Raw genomic sequence first — 19670 nt, forward strand, 5'->3', positions numbered from 1 at the left:
GATCAAACGCGTGCGGAAACCAGAGTGCGCACCCGTTCCCTGCGTGAAGCAGGTGAGAAAAGAATCTCCCAATGGCCTTCCTTGAGGATGTTTTTTTCAGACGGCGCGCGTGGCGATGAAGGCAGCGGTGGCGGCGAGGCCCCGGCCGGAATGGCTGCAGCGACAAAGGGCGCGCCACAATAGGCAGGTAGGGCGCTAGCGTCATGAAGCCTTCCTCCTCAGATGGTATCGGCTCTATTGCACTACCTTTGCGTTTTCAAGCGATTGCGCCGATGCAGCGAACATATTACCAAGGTGTTAACGGCCCATCGCAACCGCTTTGCCCAAGGATATCATGTCTTCCGCATTGCTCCTGATCGATCTTCAGAACTCCATCCTGACGGGCCTCGGCACGCCGGATCGCCAGCCGGCTATCGATGCCGCGCTGGAGGCGGTCGTTGCGAAGCTCGCAGCGTTGAAACACAGCGCCCGTGCCGCCGGTATTCCCACCTTCATCGTTCAGCATGACGGCGGCCCGACCCATCGTTTGGCCAAGCGCAGCGAAGGCTGGCAGCTGCGCCGGGAGATCGCACCGGAAGCCGGCGATGTCGTCGTGCACAAGACGAGCTGCGATTCCTTCTTCGAGACGGATCTGGAGGCACGGCTCAAGGGCCGTGGTGTCACTCACCTCATCGTTGGCGGCTGCATGACGCAGTTCTGCGTGGATACGACTGTGCGGCGCGCCGTTTCGCTGGGCTTCGACGCCTCACTGATCGCCGACGGACACACCACGGCGGATATGGGCAAACTGAGTTTCGAAGACATTGTCACCCATCACAATATGCTGCTTGACGGTTTCGATGCCGGGCCGCATGAAATCAAGCTGGTCGCATCGACCGAAATCTCCTTCTGAAGCCCTTTCTCCGCCGGAGCCTCCATGCCGCATCTGACCAGCATGATCACCTTTGCCCTGATTGCTCTTGGCATGGTGCTGACGCCCGGGCCGAACATGATCTATCTGGTGTCGCGCTCGATCTCGCAGGGACCAGCGGCAGGGTTGATCTCCCTTGGCGGTGTCGCCTGCGGCTTCCTCTTCTACATGTTCTCGGCTGCGCTCGGCATTACCGCCTTCGTCTTTGCCGTTCCTTTCGCCTACGATGCGCTGCGGCTGGCGGGTGCGGCCTATCTTGGATGGCTCGCCTGGAATGCGCTGAAGCCCGGCGGCCGCTCGGCCTTTCAGGTGCGCGAGTTGCCAAAGGACAGCACCCGCCGGCTTTTCACGATGGGGCTGGTGACGAGCCTGCTGAACCCGAAGGTCGCGATCCTCTATCTGTCGCTGCTGCCGCAGTTCATCGATCCCGCCGCCGGCAGCGTTTTCACGCAATCCATTGTTCTCGGCTTCGCGCAGATCATCATCAGCGTAACATTCAATGCCATTTTCGCGCTGAGTGCCGGCTGGATCGCGATGTTTCTCACTCAGCGCCCATCCTTTGCCCTAGTGCAGCGCTGGCTGATGGGCACGGTGCTCGCCGGGCTCGCCGTGCGCATGGCTTTCGAGGCACAGCGTTGATGCGGAGCGTCTCGCTGCCGCTCGCCGCCAGCCTTCTGGTGCTCGCATCGTTCTGGAGCGCTGCTTTGGCGGCGGAGACGGGAACGCAGACGATCGTCTTCATGCGTCATGGCGAAAAGCCCGAGGCGGGTCTTGGCCAATTGAGCTGCCAGGGTCTCAACCGGGCGCTGGCTTTACCGCCGGTGCTGACAAAGCTCTTCGGCAAGCCGGCGGCGATCTTTGCGCCTGATCCATCGAAGCGAAAGGACGATTCCGGCACTTCCTACGATTATATCCGGCCGCTCGCGACCATAGAGCCGACGGCGATCGCCCTTGGAATGCCCGTCGATACCAGCTTCGGCTATGAGGATATCGATGATCTGAAAGGCGAGCTGAAGAAGCCTGCTTATGCCGGCAAGCTGATCTTCGTCGCCTGGGAGCACAAGCAGATCGTCGATCTCGCCCGTCAGCTGATGAGCGAGAATGGCGGCGATGAAAAAGCCGTGCCGAAATGGCACGGCAAGGATTTCGACAGCCTCTATGTGCTGCGCATCGGCGGGGGCAAGGCCGGATCAGGCGTGACCTTCGAGAAAATGGCCGAAGGTCTCGACGGTCGCTCCGATGTTTGTCCGAATCTGGCTAAATAATTTTAGAACACCGGCCGCATGAAGCTACGCTCGTAGCTGATGATGCAGCGTGTTTCCTCGCCATAGGCAAGGGCGGCCTGGCATTCCGCATCTTCAGGTATTTTCAGCCGATATTCCTCATAGGCGGCAAGGCTCGGGAAGCTGAAAAGTGCCAAGGCGATGTTATTGGCTCCCTCGTGCGGCATGAAATAGCCGTGATGCGTACCGCCCAGCCGGTTGACCAGCGGGATCCAGAGCTTGGCGTAATGCTCGAACTGCGCAAGCTTATAGGGATCTATGACATAATGCAGGTAGCAAGTGATCATTCGGCGGCCCCCTTCGAAAGACCACCGTTTCTATTCCAGGGCAGGGGGAGCGTCCAGCCGAGATTCATGCCGGCAGCAGCCGCGAGAATGATGACTGCGCCGAGGATCTGTGCCGGGCCAAGCACATGGCCGAAGGCGAAGCGATCGACGATGATGGCGGCGATTGGATAGACGAAAGAGAGTGCCCCGGTCAGGTGCGTCGGCAGCTTCTGGATGGCGCCATAGAGCAGCACATACATCAACCCGGTATGGACTACGCCTATGGTGACGAGGATCGACCATCCCCCGATATCCTGGGGTGCGGCGGAAAAATTGGTAAAGGGTGCCAGCATCAGAATGCCGGTGGACACCTGGATCAGCGCAATCAGATGCGGCGGCGTGCCCTTCAGCCATTTGGCAGCGATCGCTGCCAGCGCATAAAAGAAGGCTGCGCCCAGCGAAAGCAGGATGCCGATCGCATAGCTTCCCGAACCGGCGGCTTCGGCCGGCTTGCCTTCGACGATCACGACCATGCCGGCGAAGGCGAGGCCTAACCAGAAGAGCTTGGTGAAGGTGATCCGCTCGCCGAGGAACAATGCGCCGAGACCCAGCAGCATGAAAGGCTGCGTATTATAGACGGTTGTGGCGATGGAAATGGAGGCGTGGGAATAGGCGGCGAAAAGCAGCAGCCAGTTGAGGACGATGGCGATCCCGCCACCTACGGCGATGGAAAATGTCCTGAGATTGAGGATGCCTGGGCGCAGCAGGCCCATGGCGCCGCAGATAACGAGCAGCGTCAGCGCGCCGAAGAAACAGCGCCAGAAGACGACACCGGTCACGGCCTGCCCGGACATCAATACGAACCAGCCGATCGTGCCTGAAATCAGCATCGCCGCCGTCATTTCCACCGTGCCGCGTTTAATCTCGTTCATTGCCTTGGCTCCCGTCTATCTGCCCCAATCATATTGCGGTATCTGCGCTGGCGATATAGATTTAGTAAGGTAAATTAGCCAAGAGACCTAAATAAATGAGGTTGAATGATGAGTGTTCCTAATGCGAGCCTTGGTCTCGATGAGATCGATCAGCGGATGCTGGAGGCGCTGGCGCGCAATGCCCGCATATCGCTGAAGGAACTGGCGGAAGCGGCCAGCCTGTCGTCGCCGAGCGCGGCGGAACGTCTGCGCCGGCTGGAGGAACGCGGCATCATCTCGGCCTTCACCGTGGATATCGCGCCGGAGGCGATCGGCTATCCCCTGCAGGCGATCGTCCGCATCCGGCCTCTGCCCGGCCAGTTGCATGTCGTCGAGCGGATCATTCAGCAGACGCCGGAATTTATAGAGTGCGACAAGGTCACCGGCGACGATTGCTTTATCGGTCGGCTGGTGGTGCGCTCGATGGGTGAACTCGATGGCATATTGGATAAGATCACCGAGCGGGCCGAGACGAACACGTCGATGATCAAGGCGACGCCGGTCAAGCGCCGCCTGCCGCCGCTTACCGGCACTAGAATTCCGCCATCGGCGAAAGCATGAGCGGCCCGACAATATCGGCCGCCGCTTTGCCGCGCACCATCAGCATGGTGTAGCCGTCGTAAGGCTCAAGCGATACCTCGCAATCCAGGCGGTCCGGAGAAAAGCAGATCTCGATGCGCTCGGGTTCGATATCGAGCGCTGAGACGATGGTCGCCAGCGAGGGAATGGCAGTTCCCACAATGTCGAGAAGCCAGAAAGTCGCGCCGTCGAACGTCCATGCAACGACCGTGTCATCCCCAAGCGCCGTCAGGCGGATCGCGGAGTTGAAGGAAGCATTCAGCAGAAACATCTCCATCTGCCTGACAACGGCAAATTGGGCGGAGGCCGGCTGACGGTCTTGCAGGAGCGTCTTGATGAGGCGCAGATCGTCTGGCGCGTCCAGGAAGAGCTGCCGGGCTGACAAATCAGATTTCTGAAGCGTCGGCGTCTGCGCCACGAAGATATGCTGCGGCAGGATGCGAAAGCCATACCGCTCATAGAGAGCCGGCTTGTCGGTGAGCAGCAGATCGAGTTCGTAGCCCTCAGTCACGGTGTGGGCAAAGGCGCGCTGCATGAGGTCGCGATAGAGGCCGCGCTTGCGCCATTCCGGCCCGACCGCGCCGGATTGATAACCCGCCGCCTTGACGACCCTGCCATTGATGATCATCGGCATGGAGAAGGCGGTGAAATTGGCGACGCAGCGGCCATCGGCATCGAAATAGCCGAACGGCATGCTTGTCCGGTCCGGACCGTCAAATTGGTCCAGGATGCTGACATCGATCGAGAATGTATCCTGCAGCAGATCGACAAGCGCATTCCAGGCGGAGGGATCGTCGAAATAATCTTGCCGGAGCGTCAATCCGTGGTCTCGTCCTAGTTCGGACATCACACGCCGGTCGAGCCGAAGCCACCAGCGCCGCGTGCGGTTTCGCTGATCTCGGAAATTTCGGCGACGCGCACTTGCGTCACCGGCGCGATCACCATCTGGGCGATGCGCATGCCGCGCGTGATTTCGAATGGCTCATCCCCGAGGTTGGCCAAAATCACCTTCACTTCGCCACGATAGTCGCTGTCGACTGTGCCGGGGGAGTTCAGGCAGGTGATGCCGTTCTTGAAGGCGAGGCCGGAGCGCGGGCGGATCTGCGCCTCGAAGCCATCCGGAACTTCGAAGATGAAGCCTGTGGGAACGAGCGCCCGCTTGCCGGGCGCGATCGTCAGCGTCGCGCCTTCTTCGACGGCTGCGCGCAGGTCCATGCCGGCTGCACCCTTGGTCTCATAGGCGGGCAGCTCCAGGCCTTCGCCATGCGGCAGGCGGATGAGCTTCAGGGTCGGGCTGATATCAGTGTGAATGGTCATGCGGCATTAGTTTGCGCGAGAAGGCCGGAGGTCAATTGCATTTAGGCCTTTGAGTCGCTAGATACGGCGCCAATTCACAGGATTCACACACATGGCCGAAAGTCTCGCCGAGGCGGTCTCCCGCCGCCGCACATTCGCTATTATCGCTCACCCGGACGCGGGCAAGACGACGCTCACCGAAAAGCTGCTGCTCTTCGGCGGCGCCATTCAGCTTGCCGGCGAAGTCAAGGCCAAGAAGGATCGCATGCAGACGCGCTCCGACTGGATGAAGATCGAGCGCGAACGCGGCATCTCGGTCGTGACTTCGGTCATGACCTTCGAATATGAAGGCAACGTCTTCAACATTCTCGATACGCCGGGTCACGAAGACTTCGCCGACGACACCTATCGCACGCTGACGGCCGTCGATGCGGCAGTCATGGTCATCGACGCCGCTAAGGGTATCGAACCGCGGACGCTGAAGCTGTTCGAAGTCTGCCGCATGCGCGACATCCCGATCATCACCTTCATCAACAAGATGGACCGCGAAAGCCGCGATCCCTTCGAAATTCTCGATGAAGTCGAAGAGAAGCTGGCGCTGGATACGGCTCCGGTCACCTGGCCGATCGGCCGCTCCAAGACTTTCTGCGGCTCCTACCATCTGGCTGACAATACCGTTCGCGGTTCCGATACCGAGGTCGAGGCGACCAAGGTGAACGGCCCGCAGGCAGTCGCCGACCGGTTGCCGGAAAACGAGCGCCAGGCTTTCATCGACGAGACGGAACTGGCGATCGAGGCCTGCCGTCCGTTTGATCGGGACTCCTTCCTGGAAGGTCATATGACGCCGGTCTTCTTCGGCTCGGCGCTGCGCAATTTCGGTGTCCGCGATCTTATCAACGCGCTCGGCGACTTCGCGCCGCCGCCACGTGACCAGGTTGCCGATATCAGAACGGTTCACGCCACCGACGACAAGATGACGGCCTTCGTCTTCAAGATCCAGGCCAACATGGACCCGAACCATCGTGACCGCATCGCCTTTGCGCGTATCTGCTCCGGCAAGCTGGAGCGCGGCATGAAGGCGCGGCTTTCGCGCACCGGCAAGCAACTTGGCCTCACCGCGCCGCAATTCTTCTTCGCCTCGCAGCGCCAGCTCGCCGACACCGCCTATGCAGGCGACGTCGTCGGCATTCCGAACCATGGAACGCTGCGCATCGGCGATACGCTGACCGAAGGCGAATCGCTGGTCTTCCAGGGTGTACCCAACTTCTCGCCGGAAATCCTGCGCCGTGTTCGTCTTGAAGACGCGATGAAGGCGAAGAAGCTCAAGGAGGCGCTGCAGCAGATGGCCGAAGAAGGCGTCGTGCAGCTCTTCTCGCCGGAAGATGGCTCTCCCGCCATCGTCGGCGTCGTCGGCGCCCTACAGCTCGACGTCTTGAAGGAGCGGTTGATGGCCGAATACGGCCTGCCGGTTTCCTTCGAAATGTCGCGCTTCTCCGTCTGCCGCTGGATCTCGGCCGATCAGCCGGCCGACCTCGAAAAATTCGTCACCCAGCGCCGCGGCGATATCGCCCGCGATCTCGATGGCGATCCGGTCTTCCTTGCCCAGGACGGCTTCTCGCTGCGCTACGAGGCGGAACGTTATCCGGCTATCAAGATGGTCGCGATCAAGGAATATCACGCCGTCAAGGCGGCGTGATCGGTTCGGATGCGTTTCATTTTGGAATAGTGCCGCCGCGATGTTCCATCCGATATAGCGCTATGCCATAGTGCCGCGGGTGATTTCCTTGATCGGAACAGGCATTTTATGATGAGACTTTTTGCGGTTCTTGCTCTGGCCTTCGTCGGCCTGATGCCGGTCGCAGCCGAGGCGCGAATCATCACCGATGCGGCCGGACGCACGGTGTCTGTGCCTGATAAGATCAACCGCATTCTGGTGGCCGGGCCGCCAGCCGCCGTCCTGGTATATGTGCTGGCGCCGGAGAAGCTGGTGGGCTGGGTGCATGCGCCCGATGATGCCGCCAAGGCCTACTTGATGCCGTCGGTGCGATCATTGCCGACAATCGGGCGCCTGACGGGCAAGGATGGCGCGATCAGTTCGCAGGCGGTCACCGACGCCAAGCCTGATATCATCCTCGATGCCGGTACGGTCGATCCCACCTACAAGGCACTGGCCGACAAGGTGCAGTCCGACGCGCATATTCCCTATGTCCTTATCGACGGCAGCTTCGCCCGCACCGCCGATACGCTGCGCGATGTCGGCGCTCTGATCGGCGTCGAGGACCGCGCCAACAAGCTGGCCGATTATGCCGATACGGCGATCAAGGACCTGAACGAAAAGCTCGCGACATTGCCGAACGACCCGCGCCCACGCGTCTATTATGGCCGTGGCGCCGATGGCTTGGAAACCGGGCTCTCCGGCTCGATCAATCTCGAAATCCTCGATGCCGTCGGCACGATGAATGTCGCTGCCGCTGCCGGCAAGGGTGGCCTGACCAAGGTGACGCCGCCGCAGGTCGCCGGATGGAATCCGGATATCATCATCGCCGAGAACCCTGACTTTGCAGCCTCGGTGAAAAGCGATCCGCAATGGGCCGGCATCAAGGCCGTCAAGGACGGCAAGATCTTCGTGCCACCGTCCCTGCCTTTCGGCTGGTTCGATTCCCCGCCTGGCATCAACAGGCTGCTCGGCGTGCGCTGGATGGAGAAGCTCATTTATCCGAAGCTCTTCCGCAGCGATTTTTCCGACGATGTGAGGCAATTCTACAAGCTGTTTTATCAGGTCGATCTGACTGACAATCAGCTGGCGGCGTTGTTGAAGGGCATGAAATAACCGCTCTGGTAAGGAAGGCATTCATGGTCCGCGAAAACGAAATTCGCGAAAACGAGGTGGCCGTCGAGCCGCCGGTAGCCTTGGATGCGGGGCTCATCTTCATAGGCCGCATTTCCACGCCCTGGACATCGCGCATGGAAACGCCGCGCCAGGGCCGGCATGATGGCCCGATCTGCCGGATCGAAATCTTCGAGCCCTGGGTGGCGGCGCTACAGGGCGTGGAAGCCTTCGAGCGCCTGGAAGTTCTCTATTGGCTGGATCGTTCGCGCAGGGATCTCGTGCTGCAGAGCCCGGCTAACAGCGGCAAGGTACACGGCACCTTTTCGCTGCGCTCGCCGGTGCGGCCCAATCCCATCGGCACCTCTATCGTCAAATTGGAAGCCGTCGAGGGGGCCGTATTGCTGGTGCGCGGCCTCGATTGCCTTGACGGCACGCCCTTGCTCGATCTGAAGCCGGATCGCACGCTGTTCAAACCGATCGCGCCGCCGCAGCCCGGAGACTTCCAGACCGGCGACGGCGAGACGGCGCATTACTGCCAGAAGCGCGATGTTTAGAGTGCTTCGTGAAACCGCTCCAAGCTATTGCGATCAGTCCATCATCGAAATCCTACTCGCCTCGCGGATAGCGCTGATTTTCCTCCAGCACGTTGAGGTCCATATGATTGCGCATGTAGCGCTCCGAAGCCTTCTGCAAGGGCTGATAGTCCCAGGGGTAATAGGCGCCGTTGCGAAGGGCCGTGTAGACCACCCATCGCCGCGCCTGGCTCTCGCGCACGGCAGCGTCGAAGCTTGAAAGATCCCAGCGCTCCATGGCCTGCGCCGTCAGTCTCTCCAGCGTTTCCGCATAGGCCGGGTTGCCTGCCAGATTGGTTAGCTCCTTCGGATCCTCCCTGAGGTCGAAGAGCATCGGCGGGTCCTTTTCGCAAAGGGTCAGCTTGTAATTGCCGTCGCGTAAGCCTACGAGCGGTGCCTCGGAACCTTCCGCCGCATATTCCATCGGCACGGGGCTGCGGCCTCCGGTTCCGAGTACGAGCGGCGTCAGATCTTCGCCGTCGGTCCAGCGGCGCAGCGATGCGATGTCGATCCCCGCGAGGGCTGCCAGCGTCGGCGTCACGTCGAGAGTCGAGACCGGCTGATCGATAAGCTTCGGCTGCCAGTCGGGAGCTGCGATCATCAGCGGCACGCGGGCGGAACCTTCGAAGAAGTTCATCTTGAACCAGAGGCCACGCTCGCCGAGCATGTCGCCATGATCCGAGACGAAGAGGATAATGGTGTTGTCGGCCATACGGCCGCGCTCGAGCGTGTCCAATATCTCGCCGATCTTTTCGTCGACATAGGAGATATTGGCGAAATAGCCGCGGCGTGCCCGGCGGATCTGGTCCGGCGTGATGTCGAAGGCGGTGTGGTCGCACGCCTTCATCAGCCGCTGCGAATGCGGGTCCTGCCGTTCGAAGGGGATTTCGCCGACTTCGGGATCGAGTGCGGGGCAATTCTCATAGAGGTCCCAGAAGCGCCGGCGCGCGACATAGGGGTCGTGCGGATGGGTGAAGCTGACGGTCAGGCACCACGGTCGTTCGTCATGCCCTCGCGAGAGATCGTAAAGCTTGCGGGTCGCGTGATAGGCAACCTCGTCGTCATATTCCATCTGATTGGTGATCTCGGCAGTGCCCGCGCCGGTGACCGAACCGAGATTGTGATACCACCAGTCGATGCGCTCGCCCGGCTTCGTATAATCAGGCGTCCAGCCGAAATCGGCAGGGTAGATGTCGGTCGTCAGCCGCTCCTCGAAGCCATGCATCTGATCCGGGCCGACGAAATGCATCTTGCCCGAGAGCGCCGTCTGGTAGCCGGCGGCGCGTAGGTGATGGGCGAAAGTCGGGATATCCGAGCAGAATTCGGCGGCATTGTCGTAGACGCGTGTGCGGCTCGGCAGCTGCCCCGACATGAAGGAGGCACGGGCCGGTGCGCAGAGCGGGCTTGCCGTATAGCTGTTGGCAAAGCGCACGGAGCGCTTCGCCAGAGCCTTCAGGACCGGTGCATGCAGGAAATCGGCCGGGCCGTCCGGGAAGAACGTGCCGTTGAACTGATCGACCATGAGGATGAGGATATTCGGGTGGGACATTCGCGTGTTTTCCTTGGAGATCAGAGGCCGGCTGCTAACGCATTGCGGAAGTGCCATGACGATAGCTCACGGTTTGTTATTCGATTATTTTATTGAACATCACTAGAGTTCCCGCTGTGAAGCAGACATTTTTCGATGGATGCCAAAAGGAAATTTTATGGCTGAACGTCTCGTCGATCTCGGTTGGCTGCGGATATTCCTGGAAGTGGGCCGCTCCGGCAGCCTCTCCGCTGCCGCTGCAGCGCTTGGCCTGACGCAACCAGCCGTCAGCTATCAGATCCGCCGTATCGAAGAGCAGATGGGCGTGTCCCTGTTTCACCGCCAGCATCGCGGTGTCGTACTCTCGCCCGAGGGGCAGCGCCTCTTCGAAATCGTCGAAAAGGCGGTTGCCGGCGTCGATAATCTGGTGCGCAGCTTCCGCGTCGAGGCGGAGCGCCCGTCCGTTCGTTTGCGCACCGACTATGCCTTTTCCGCTCTCTGGCTCATTCCCCGCATGCATGCGTTCCGGCTCCTCTATCCGGAAGTCGATATCCAGATCGTCGCCACGCAGCGGCTGGATCGCGGCGCGCCGGAAAGTGGCGATATCGCCGTCTTCTTCGGAACACGCAACGAGTTCGGTTCGGGCGCAACGCTACTTCTGCCGGAGAAGGTCGTGCCGATCTGTACCAGAGGTTTTGCAGAGCGGCACGGTCCATTCACCGATCCCTCGCAGCTTGCCGGCACCACGCTTGTTCATCTCGATTCAGAAATGCCGTCGCCGTGGTTCGACTGGCAGAGCTATCTTGCCGCCTTCGGCATTGCCCGGGACGCCTATGCCGGCCGCGGCGACCTGCGCTTCAATACCTATTCGCTCGTCGTGCAGGCCGCCCTCAGCGAGCAGGGCGTTGCCATCGGCTGGATGGGTCTCGTCGATTCCCTGCTTGCCGCCCGAACGCTGGTGACGGCGGGTCCCATGCTGCAGGCGCCGGAGCGCGGCTATTGGCTGTTGCCGCCGGCCGCCGCGAATCCGGAGGCGGAGCGGTTGGCGCAGTGGCTGCTCACCGAGGCCGCCGCCGGATGATCATCATGCTCTATTCCGCCGTAAGATCGGCAAGAAACGTCTCGCACCAGCGCGATACGTCGTTTTCGAGCAGATAATCCATCATGCCGCGCCAGCGCTCCTGCCGCTCTTGCAGCGGCATGTTGATGGCGCGCGCCAGCGCATTGGCGGTACCGTCGACATCATAGGGATTGACCAGCAAGGCGCCCTTCAGCTTGCGCGCCGCACCGGCAAAGCGCGAGAGCACCAGCACGCCCGGGTTTTCAGGGTCCTGCGCCGCGACATATTCCTTGGCGACCAGGTTCATGCCGTCGCGTAGCGGCGTCACGAGCCCGACCTTCGCAATCCGGTAAAGGCCTGCCAGGATCGGGCGGCTGATCGAGCGATTGATATAGCGGATCGGCACCCAGTCGACCGTCCCGATCGCGCCATTGACCCGGCCCGCCTGTTCGGCAACCGCGTTCTGCATTGCCTCGTATTCGGGGACTTCCGAGCGGGATTTCGGCGTGATCTGCAGATAGGTGATGCTGCGCTGGTGGGCGGGGTTGTTGGTGATGAAACGTTCGAAGGCATCGATGCGCTGTGTGATGCCTTTGGAGTAATCGAGCCGGTCGACGCCGAGAATGAGGTCGCGGCCTTCGATGCTTTGGCGCACTTTCTGCACCATGCTGTGCGACGCTGCTTTGCGGGCGAATTCGGCAAAGCCCGCCGTCTCGATGCCGATCGAATAGGCGCCGCCGCGAAAATCATGGCCGTGAGCGCTAAAATGGCCCGGACTTTTCTCGATGCCCATCCCCTCGCGCTTCAGGCAGCCTGCAAAGTTCTCAAGATCATGGTCCGTCTGAAAACCGAGCAGGTCGTAGGAGGAAAGGCCCCGCATGATCTCCTCGTGCACTGGCATGGCAAGCACGACATCGGCCGGTGGCCAGGGAATATGCAGGAAGAAGCCTATGCGGTTCTTCAGGCCCATCTGCCGCAGCTCCGCTGCAAGCGGGATGAGATGATAGTCATGCACCCAGATGATATCGTCGGGTTCGATCAGAGGTGCGAGCCGGTGGGCAAAGAAGCGGTTGACGCGGAAATACCCCGTCATTTCCTTGCGGGCATATTCGGCGAGGTCGAGCCGGTAGTGGCAGATCGGCCAGAGCACGCGGTTGGCAAACCCCTGGTAGTATTCCTCGACATCGGTCTGGGTCAGATCGGTGAGCGCATAGGTGATGTTGCCGTCCTGCGTCATCCGCAGCGGCTCAGGCTCCGCGTCGCCGCTCGATTTGCCGGACCAGCCCATCCAGATTCCGCCGCGCTCGGCGAGCGCCGCCTGCAGAGCCACCGCAAGGCCACCTGCCGCAGCGGCGCCTTTATGGTCGGGTACGGAAACACGATTAGAAACAATGATGAGTCGACTCACGAATTCTTCCTTTCGAGAAGCCTGGGAGACATCGCCATGATCGAAAATTACTTGACGAGCGTTCCCAGCACGTCCCTTAAACGCGCAGGTGAGCCAATGGATGCACGTGCCAGTGTTTTTCCGTTGGCATCGCCGATGCGCACGGATTGGCCGCCGAGACGGTTGGCGGCGGCAAACATCGTCTCGTCGGTCACGTCGTCGCCGATCGCGACCGGACGGCGTCCTTCGAAGGGCGCTTCTGACAGAAACGCCCCGACGGCATGTCCCTTGCTGGCGTGGGCAGGGCAGATTTCTAGGACCATTTTGCCACGTTGAAGGTTCCAGTCGGGACCCGCTTCCTCCAGATGGCGCTGCATGGCTTCGCCGATCTCGGACTCATATGCAGGTGCATGGCGGAAGTGGACCGCCACCGCCGCCCCTTTGTCCTCGACGATGGCGCCGGGCCAGGCTTGGGCCTCGTAGGCGATGGTCTGCTTCATCGCCTGAAAGGCGGGCGGGATATGCGCACGGCGCAGCCGTCCGGCCGCATCACGCCGTTCTGCGCCATGGAGGCCTGCGACGGGAAAGCGGAAGGGCGCAAAAAGGGGATCGACGAATTCGATGGCGCGGCCGGTGACCAAGGCCAGTGCGCCGCCGAGCTGGCGGGAGAGCGCATGCAGCGTGCCGGGCAGATAGTCGGGCACGACAATCGCTTCCGGCCTTTCGGCGAGATCGAGCAGAGTTCCGTCGATATCGAGGAACAAGGCCCAGTCCTGCGGATACAATGAGAGTGCGGTAAGGGCCGGCTCGTTCAGCGGCCTCGGCTTGGCTTCACCCTGTTCGGGCTGTTCCTGAGAAGACATGCTGGGTTAGCTAAGGCGCTCTTCCCGTTTGGCAAGGAAAAAAACGAACGGCTGAAAATCAAAAGGGGTCGCCTTAGGCGACCCCCCATGAGCTTTGGCCCGTAACTGGCCTGAAGCGGCGAACGCTTCGGGAAGGTGTTGGTCAGAGCGAGGGCTGCCTCGCAACGTTCACAACCATTTCCATGCCGTATACAAAGACCGAAATCTCACTAGACATTGGATCACCTTCCTTTCGTTACGTTTCAGACAAGCTTAACGTAGCTCAAATTTGACTTGATGCAAGAGGCCCGGTCTTGGGGAGCTTCACACTTATTGTCGCAGTGAAATGTGTTGCCCGCCGCATCTCGAGCAAGAGTCCTGCCGCAGCGGCCTTCACGACGAAAATGTTGCGATGCGAAACGTGAACGGACGAAGCGTCAAATATCTGTCATCTTGCGCTGCACTGCATGGAAAATTAAGACTTTATTACCCATTCCGCATAAACAATCGTCCAAGATTTGCCATTCTCCCGCGGGACAGGAAGACAGCAGGAATCGGAGTGAGAGACGCATGTGTCGCTGGGCAGCCTATCGCGGAGACCCCCTCTATCTGGAGGAGCTGGTGTCTTCGCCCGCCCACTCCCTGATCGAACAATCCCATTGCGCCACGCGCGCCAAGACGGCGACCAATGGTGACGGTTTCGGCATCGCCTGGTATGGCGACCGGCCGGAACCGGGCCGTTACCGCGATATCCTGCCGGCCTGGTCTGATTGCAATCTGAAGAGCCTGGCGCGGCAGATCCGCTCGCCGCTCTTCCTCGCCCATGTCCGTGCGGCCACCGGCGGCGGCACGCGCCGTGACAATTGCCATCCTTTCGTCTTCGAAAACTGGTCGTTCCAGCACAATGGCCAGATTTCCAATTTCGACCGCCTGCGCCGGCCGATGGAAGCCATGCTCGATGACAAGCTCTTCCATGCCCGCAGCGGCACGACCGATTCCGAGCTTCTGTTTCTGCTGGCGATGCAGTTTGGCCTGGCGACGAATCCGATCACAGCGATCGCTCAGACCATCGGCTTTGTCGAAGGGCTCTCGCTGCATTTGACCGGTTCGGTGCTGGTGCGCTTCACCGCGGCCTTTTCCGACGGCAAGTCGCTCTACGCCATCCGCTATGCGACCGACCGCAAGGCGCCGACGCTCTATGCCTCGCCCGTCGGCTTGGGGTATTGCCTCGTTTCCGAGCCGTTGAATGACGACGTTGATGCCTGGCGTGAGATTCCGGACGGCAGCGCCGTCATGATCGACGATACCGGTGTCCATGTCACGCCTTTCCAGCCGGAAGAGCGTGCCGCCGGAGAGATCAGGGCGCCGGCTGCTATCCCTGCTTGAACTGTTCCGATATCAGCGCTGCCAGTCGCACCGCCACTTCATCCTTGTCGAGATCGGGCCACTGTTCGACGCCGTAATGGCTAATAATCTTCACGCGATTGCGCGTGCCGCCCATGATGCCGGTTGCGGGTGAGACGTCGTTGGCGACGATGAAGTCGGCGCCCTTGCGCTCCAGCTTCGCGCGGGCATTGCTCTCGACATCCTGTGTTTCGGCGGCAAAGCCGATGACCAGTTTCGGCCGCTGCGTGTGATGGCCGACCGTTTTCAAAATATCGGGGTTTTCCGTGAGCGCCAAAGTCGGGATCGACTCGCCCGGATGCTTCTTGATCTTCTGGTCCGATGCGGAGGCGACGCGCCAGTCGGCCACAGCGGCCACCATCACCGCGATATCGGCCGGAAGGGCCGCCAAAACGGCATCGCGCATCTCATCAGCTCGCTCGACATGGATGACGGTAAGACCGACCGGATCGGGTATGGTGACAGGGCCCGAAACGAGGGTAACGTCGGCGCCAAGGGCGGCAAGCGCTGCCGCAATCGCATGGCCCTGCCGTCCAGACGAACGGTTGGCGATATAGCGCACGGGGTCGATCGGCTCATGCGTCGGCCCGGAGGTGACGACCGCCTTCTTGCCGGCAAGCGGCTTTGCACCGTCGTCCAGCCGTCTCTCCGCCGCCCCGACGATATCAAGCGGTTCGGCCATCCGGCCGGCGCCGGCCTCGCCGCTCTCGGCCATTTCGCCGGTCATCGGCCCGACAAAGGTAATACCGTCCCGGCGCAGCGTTTCGACATTGCGCTTCGTCGCCGGATGCGCCCACATCTTCGGGTTCATCGCTGGGGCTGCGAGCACGGGCCGGTCGGTGGCGAGCAATATTGTCGAGGCGAGATCATCGGCCAGCCCATTTGCCATCTTGGCGAGCAGATCGGCAGTCGCCGGCGCGATCAGCACGAGATCACAGTCGCGCGCCAGCCTGATATGGCCGACATCCTGCTCATCCTCTCGTGAAAACAGATCGGTAAAGACATGGTCGGCGGCCAGCGCGCCGACGGCAAGCGGCGTGATGAACTCCTGCGCACCCGCTGTCATGACGGGCCGCACACTCGCGCCGCGTTCACGCAGCCGGCGGATGAGATCGAGGCTCTTGTAGGCCGCGATGCCGCCGGAGATGATGATGAGGATGCGCTTTCCTGCGAGAACCATGCCTGAACCCGTCGCCTGTTCTTTTGCTGATAAGCCTAAGCCTTTGGTGTGTCATAGGCAATCGCGGCATTCTCTCATTACGGTTGTGAGCCGTCCTTTCCCGCTATTCCGGCAGACAATCACATCACCCTCACGCCCTTGTCATTTGCGCTGACCCTTGGCCTCGACAAAGGTGAACACGTTAACGAGCAAAGGAGCAACGTCTTGAAACTGATGAAAGTCGCTGTCATCGCCCTGCCAATCCTGGCCGCTGCCATGCCGGCCTTTGCCGAGCGTGCCTATTCACGGCAAGAGCAGAAGAACAAGGAGATCGTTCTGGATTTCTACCAGAAGGCGCTGAACGACAAGGATTTCGATGCGGCTTCAAAGTATCTCGGCAAGTACATCCAGCACAATCCTCTTGCCGCCGATGGCCCCGAAGGCCTGCGCGGTTTTCTGGATTATCTGAAGAAGAACTTTCCGCAGTCGAAGAGCGAGATCAAGCGCGTGATGGTCGATGGCGATTATGTGATCCTGCGCGTCCACGCCATTCGCCAGCCGGGCGATCGCGGCAGCGCCATCGTCGATATCTTCCGTGTCGAAGACAACAAGATCCAGGAACATTGGGACTCGGTGCAGCCGATCCCCGAGAAATCCATGAACAATAATACGATGTTCTGAACGGAAAAGCCGTAAGGGGAATAGAGTCGGCGGCTCATTCAAAGCATTCGAGCGACATGATCCCGCAACCGTTTCCTATGTTACGGGATCATGTCCGCGTTTCAAAGCATTCCGACGCGACAATTGCGTCGGCTAAACACTCGGTCAGGTACGCGTGATCGACAGGCCGCCATCGACGAGCGAAGCCGTGCCGCTGACGAAGCTCGCATCATCGGAGGCAAGATAAAGGACCGAGCGAGCGATCTCTTCCGGGCCGGCGACGCGCTTCAGCGCATGCAGATTCGTTATGAAAGCCTGCTTTTCGACCGTGTCGTTCATGTCGCGATACATATCGGTATCGACGGCACCCGGCAGGACAGCGTTGACGCGCACATTCTGCGGGCCAAATTCGGCGGCCAGCGTCTGCGTCAGGCCGATCAGGCCGGATTTGCTGGCGGCATAGGCGGCAACGCCGGGGAAGCTGACGGTGTGGCCGACGAAGGTCGAGGTGAAGATCACAGAACCGCCGCCATGCCTGATCATTTCGCCTATCTGGTGCTTGGCGGCGAGGAACGATGCGGTGAGGTTGATCGCCAGCGCTTCGGAAAAACCTGCCTCCGAAACCTCGGTGCTGGGACCGGCCTCGCCGAGCGTGCCGGCGTTGTTGAAAGCAATATCGAGCTTGCCGTAGCGCTCGACAGCAAGTGCGACCAGCGCCTTGTGGTAGTCTTCCGAGCGTACGTCACCAGCCAAGACGGCTGCTTCTCCGCCGGCAGCTTTGATCTCGGCGGCAAGGCTTTCCAGCTCTGCCGCGCGGCGAGCGCCGACAATAACCTTGGCGCCTTCGGCGGCGAAGAGTTTTGCCGTGGTGCGGCCGATGCCGGAGCTGGCGCCGGTGACGATTGCAACTTTTCCATTCAAGCGGTTCATTGTTCCATCTCCTGTGTGAGGACGTGTCTTTCGGTTTGTCCGATACGTGGAAGATGGCCTTTTCCGATCGTTCGGATTAGTCTTCAAAAAGAGGAATTCGAATTCGGAGTTTCCGAACAATGCTGAAGATCGACGGGATCGTGACGTTCGTGACTGTAGCCGAGGCGGGCTCGATCAGCGAGGCGGCGCGACGCCTGCGCCTGTCGAAATCCGTCGTCAGCGAACGGCTGTCGGACATGGAGAAGGCATTGGGGGCAACGCTGCTTCATCGCACGACCCGCAAGCTGACCCTGACCGAAGATGGCAGTGCCTTTCTGCAGCGTGCGAACCGCATCGCACAGGAGGTTCGCGAGGCGGCCGCCGATCTCGCCGAGCGGCGCGGCACACTGATAGGACCTCTGCGCATTGCAGCACCCGTGACCTTTGGCCGCCTGCATCTGGGGCCGGCTCTCTATCCGTTTCTCGCCGCGCATCCGGAGATCGAGTTGACGCTCGATCTCGACGATCGCCGCGTAGATGCCGCCTCGGACGGTTACGACGCGATCATTCGCCACGGCCTGATTGCCGACTCGCGCCTCGTCGCATGGAAGCTTGCCCGCAGCCGCCGCCTTCTCGTTGCGTCACCGGATTATCTCAGCCGCAACGGCAAACCCGCTTCGCTCTCCGATCTCGAGGGTCATCGCGGTATTTTTTACACCAATCGCGGTGTCGCCGACTGGCGCTTCGAGGGGCCAGAGGGCGCTGTCGTCATCCGTGCCAAGCTGGCGCTGGGCGTGAACAATGGCGATGTCCTCCACGATGCCGCGATTGCCGGGCTTGGTATTGCCTTGCTGCCCGCCTTCATCGCCGGGCCCTCAGTGAGGGAGGGGAGGCTCGTAGAGATCGATGTCGGCTACCGGCCGGAGCCGGAGTTCATTTTTATGGCCCATCCCGAAGGTCGCAATCCCTCGGCCAAGCTTCGGGCAATGGCCGATCATTTGAAGAAGGCTTTTGGCGACCCGCCCTATTGGGAGCGGAGCACGTAACTAACCAATCAAGCTCATGAGGTTGGCGATGACGGGCGATCGCTGCGCCTTGAGGTTGGCAAGGCCGAGCCGCGCTACGACCGGCGGCCCATCGATTTGCCGATAGGCGACGCCGTCGAGCTTGATCTGCGCGATCGAAGCCGGAACGATGGAAACGCCCAAGTTTGCGGCGACAAGATTGACGACGGATGGGATCTGCGGAGCTTCCTGTGTCACCACGAGATCGAAACCCGCCTCGCGGCAGGCGGCGACGATATCGTCATAGAGGCTCAGCCCCACCATGCGCGGGAAGAGGATGAAGGGTTCGCCCGCGAGCGCTGCAACCGGCACGCGTTCCTCTTTCGCCAGCGAATGATGAGCCGGCAGCGCGATCAGCATCGGCTCATCGGCAAAACGCTTCAGCCGCACGTCGCGCGGATCCTCCAGCCCTGGGCGAATGAAGGCCGCGTCGATCTCGCCGCGCATCAGCCGCTCCATCAGCGCATTGGTGTTCATCTCGGTCAGCGATATCAGCACTTCCGGCCAGTGCCGCCGAAACTCGCGAATGGTTGATGTGACGATGGTGTTGAAGGCGGAAGAGGCGGTGAAGCCGAGCGACAGGCGGCCGATCTCGCCGCGATTGGCGCGCTGGGCCGCGAGCTTTGCCTTTTCAGCCGCATCGACTGCCATTTTCGCTTCCGCGAGAAATGCCTCGCCGGCCACCGTCAGTTCCGCACCATGCGGCACGCGGTGGAACAGCTGCGCACCCACTTCGTTTTCCAGATCCCGGATCTGCTGGCTGAGCGGCGGCTGGCCGATACCGAGTTTGGCTGCCGCGCGGGTGAAGTTTCCCGCTTCGGCCAGCGCCAGAAAATAGCGGATATGACGCAGCTCCATCGCTATCTCCAAAAGCTATTGAGATCGCCTGTTCCATATATTGGACTAATGGAGCTCGTCTGGCTAGATTCCAGGGCAAGAAAGGTCAGGTG

At 60.9% G+C, this 19670-nt stretch carries 21 protein-coding genes; 11 read left to right on the plus strand and 10 right to left on the minus strand.

Annotated features, from left to right (window positions below; all coding sequences use genetic code 11):
- Nucleotides 1-334: 334 nt before the first annotated feature.
- The 3 genes from FHT85_RS16145 to FHT85_RS16155 are packed head-to-tail and all read left to right on the plus strand — an operon-like array spanning nucleotide 335 to nucleotide 2175.
- Nucleotides 335-892 (plus strand): cysteine hydrolase family protein, encoded by a 558-nt coding sequence (locus FHT85_RS16145; protein WP_112336736.1) that lies wholly within the window; start codon nucleotides 335-337, stop codon nucleotides 890-892.
- A 24-nt stretch (nucleotides 893-916) separates the two neighbouring features.
- The gene (locus tag FHT85_RS16150) at nucleotides 917-1549 is read left to right on the plus strand and encodes a LysE family translocator (protein WP_112336735.1); all 633 of its coding nucleotides are present in this window, start codon (nucleotides 917-919) and stop codon (nucleotides 1547-1549) included.
- Nucleotides 1549-2175, plus strand: a complete 627-nt coding sequence (locus FHT85_RS16155) for a hypothetical protein (protein ID WP_112336734.1) — start codon at nucleotides 1549-1551, stop codon at nucleotides 2173-2175. The genes FHT85_RS16150 and FHT85_RS16155 overlap by 1 nt, the downstream gene beginning before the upstream one ends.
- Before the next feature lie 2 nt (nucleotides 2176-2177).
- Here FHT85_RS16155 and FHT85_RS16160 read toward each other — a convergent pair whose 3' ends face one another.
- Together FHT85_RS16160 and FHT85_RS16165 are read right to left on the minus strand one after the other, a co-directional pair.
- Nucleotides 2178-2480: an NIPSNAP family protein gene (locus FHT85_RS16160; RefSeq protein ID WP_015338553.1), complete on the minus strand. Its 303-nt coding sequence runs from the start codon at nucleotides 2478-2480 to the stop codon at nucleotides 2178-2180.
- On the minus strand, nucleotides 2477-3391 hold the full coding sequence (locus tag FHT85_RS16165; protein ID WP_112336733.1) for a DMT family transporter: 915 nt from the start codon (nucleotides 3389-3391) through the stop codon (nucleotides 2477-2479). The genes FHT85_RS16160 and FHT85_RS16165 overlap by 4 nt, the downstream gene beginning before the upstream one ends.
- A gap of 108 nt (nucleotides 3392-3499) precedes the next feature.
- Between FHT85_RS16165 and FHT85_RS16170 the strand changes: the two genes are divergently transcribed.
- On the plus strand, nucleotides 3500-3991 hold the full coding sequence (locus FHT85_RS16170) for an Lrp/AsnC family transcriptional regulator (RefSeq protein ID WP_112336848.1): 492 nt from the start codon (nucleotides 3500-3502) through the stop codon (nucleotides 3989-3991).
- Here FHT85_RS16170 and FHT85_RS16175 read toward each other — a convergent pair.
- Both FHT85_RS16175 and dut read right to left on the minus strand, forming a co-directional pair.
- The gene (locus tag FHT85_RS16175; protein WP_246780009.1) at nucleotides 3963-4829 is read right to left on the minus strand and encodes a GNAT family N-acetyltransferase; all 867 of its coding nucleotides are present in this window, start codon (nucleotides 4827-4829) and stop codon (nucleotides 3963-3965) included. The two genes, FHT85_RS16170 and FHT85_RS16175, sit on opposite strands and share 29 nt — an antisense overlap.
- 26 nt (nucleotides 4830-4855) lie before the next feature.
- Nucleotides 4856-5326: a dUTP diphosphatase gene (gene dut / locus FHT85_RS16180; RefSeq protein WP_015338557.1), complete on the minus strand. Its 471-nt coding sequence runs from the start codon at nucleotides 5324-5326 to the stop codon at nucleotides 4856-4858.
- Between the two features lie 91 nt (nucleotides 5327-5417).
- On the opposite strand from dut, the gene FHT85_RS16185 reads away from it, so the two are divergent.
- The 3 genes from FHT85_RS16185 to tsaA all read left to right on the plus strand — a co-directional run bounded on the left by FHT85_RS16185 (nucleotide 5418) and on the right by tsaA (nucleotide 8689).
- Nucleotides 5418-7001, plus strand: coding sequence for a peptide chain release factor 3 (locus FHT85_RS16185; RefSeq protein WP_112336731.1), 1584 nt, complete (start codon nucleotides 5418-5420; stop codon nucleotides 6999-7001).
- A gap of 108 nt (nucleotides 7002-7109) precedes the next feature.
- Nucleotides 7110-8135 carry an iron ABC transporter substrate-binding protein gene (locus FHT85_RS16190; protein WP_112336730.1) on the plus strand — a complete coding sequence of 342 codons (1026 nt, stop codon included), beginning with the start codon at nucleotides 7110-7112 and terminating at the stop codon, nucleotides 8133-8135.
- Between the two features lie 23 nt (nucleotides 8136-8158).
- Nucleotides 8159-8689, plus strand: a complete 531-nt coding sequence (gene tsaA, locus FHT85_RS16195; RefSeq protein ID WP_112336729.1) for a tRNA (N6-threonylcarbamoyladenosine(37)-N6)-methyltransferase TrmO — start codon at nucleotides 8159-8161, stop codon at nucleotides 8687-8689.
- 52 nt (nucleotides 8690-8741) lie between these two features.
- Here the strand turns inward: tsaA and betC are convergent, their stop codons facing one another.
- A complete protein-coding gene (gene betC / locus FHT85_RS16200) occupies nucleotides 8742-10256 on the minus strand; it encodes a choline-sulfatase (RefSeq protein ID WP_112409782.1) in 1515 nt (504 codons plus the stop codon).
- A gap of 157 nt (nucleotides 10257-10413) precedes the next feature.
- Here betC and FHT85_RS16205 point away from each other — a divergent pair, with 157 nt between their 5' ends.
- Entirely contained in the window at nucleotides 10414-11316 is a 903-nt protein-coding gene (locus FHT85_RS16205; RefSeq protein ID WP_112409783.1) for a choline sulfate utilization transcriptional regulator, read from the plus strand.
- Between the two features lie 10 nt (nucleotides 11317-11326).
- On the opposite strand, the gene otsA is transcribed toward FHT85_RS16205, so the two are convergent.
- Together otsA and otsB are read right to left on the minus strand one after the other, a co-directional pair.
- Nucleotides 11327-12703 (minus strand): alpha,alpha-trehalose-phosphate synthase (UDP-forming), encoded by a 1377-nt coding sequence (otsA, locus tag FHT85_RS16210; RefSeq protein WP_112336726.1) that lies wholly within the window; start codon nucleotides 12701-12703, stop codon nucleotides 11327-11329.
- A gap of 47 nt (nucleotides 12704-12750) precedes the next feature.
- A complete protein-coding gene (otsB, locus tag FHT85_RS16215; protein ID WP_112409784.1) occupies nucleotides 12751-13545 on the minus strand; it encodes a trehalose-phosphatase in 795 nt (264 codons plus the stop codon).
- Nucleotides 13546-14094: 549 nt separating this feature from the next.
- On the opposite strand from otsB, the gene FHT85_RS16220 reads away from it, so the two are divergent.
- Nucleotides 14095-14910 carry a class II glutamine amidotransferase gene (locus FHT85_RS16220; RefSeq protein ID WP_112336724.1) on the plus strand — a complete coding sequence of 272 codons (816 nt, stop codon included), beginning with the start codon at nucleotides 14095-14097 and terminating at the stop codon, nucleotides 14908-14910.
- On the opposite strand, the gene coaBC is transcribed toward FHT85_RS16220, so the two are convergent.
- Nucleotides 14897-16108: a bifunctional phosphopantothenoylcysteine decarboxylase/phosphopantothenate--cysteine ligase CoaBC gene (coaBC, locus tag FHT85_RS16225; protein WP_112409785.1), complete on the minus strand. Its 1212-nt coding sequence runs from the start codon at nucleotides 16106-16108 to the stop codon at nucleotides 14897-14899. The genes FHT85_RS16220 and coaBC overlap by 14 nt on opposite strands.
- Before the next feature lie 213 nt (nucleotides 16109-16321).
- Here coaBC and FHT85_RS16230 point away from each other — a divergent pair, with 213 nt between their 5' ends.
- Nucleotides 16322-16768 carry an ester cyclase gene (locus FHT85_RS16230; RefSeq protein ID WP_183774206.1) on the plus strand — a complete coding sequence of 149 codons (447 nt, stop codon included), beginning with the start codon at nucleotides 16322-16324 and terminating at the stop codon, nucleotides 16766-16768.
- 144 nt (nucleotides 16769-16912) lie between these two features.
- On the opposite strand, the gene FHT85_RS16235 is transcribed toward FHT85_RS16230, so the two are convergent.
- Complete coding sequence (locus FHT85_RS16235; protein WP_112409787.1) at nucleotides 16913-17677, minus strand: SDR family oxidoreductase; 765 nt, start codon at nucleotides 17675-17677, stop codon at nucleotides 16913-16915.
- Nucleotides 17678-17796: 119 nt separating this feature from the next.
- Here FHT85_RS16235 and FHT85_RS16240 point away from each other — a divergent pair, with 119 nt between their 5' ends.
- Entirely contained in the window at nucleotides 17797-18702 is a 906-nt protein-coding gene (locus FHT85_RS16240) for a LysR family transcriptional regulator (protein WP_112409788.1), read from the plus strand.
- Here FHT85_RS16240 and FHT85_RS16245 read toward each other — a convergent pair whose 3' ends face one another.
- Nucleotides 18703-19578, minus strand: a complete 876-nt coding sequence (locus FHT85_RS16245) for a LysR family transcriptional regulator (RefSeq protein WP_112409789.1) — start codon at nucleotides 19576-19578, stop codon at nucleotides 18703-18705. It abuts the gene before it with no gap.
- Nucleotides 19579-19670 lie beyond the last annotated feature (92 nt).

The organism is Rhizobium sp. BK312 (assembly GCF_014193605.1).
GTDB lineage: Bacteria > Pseudomonadota > Alphaproteobacteria > Rhizobiales > Rhizobiaceae > Rhizobium.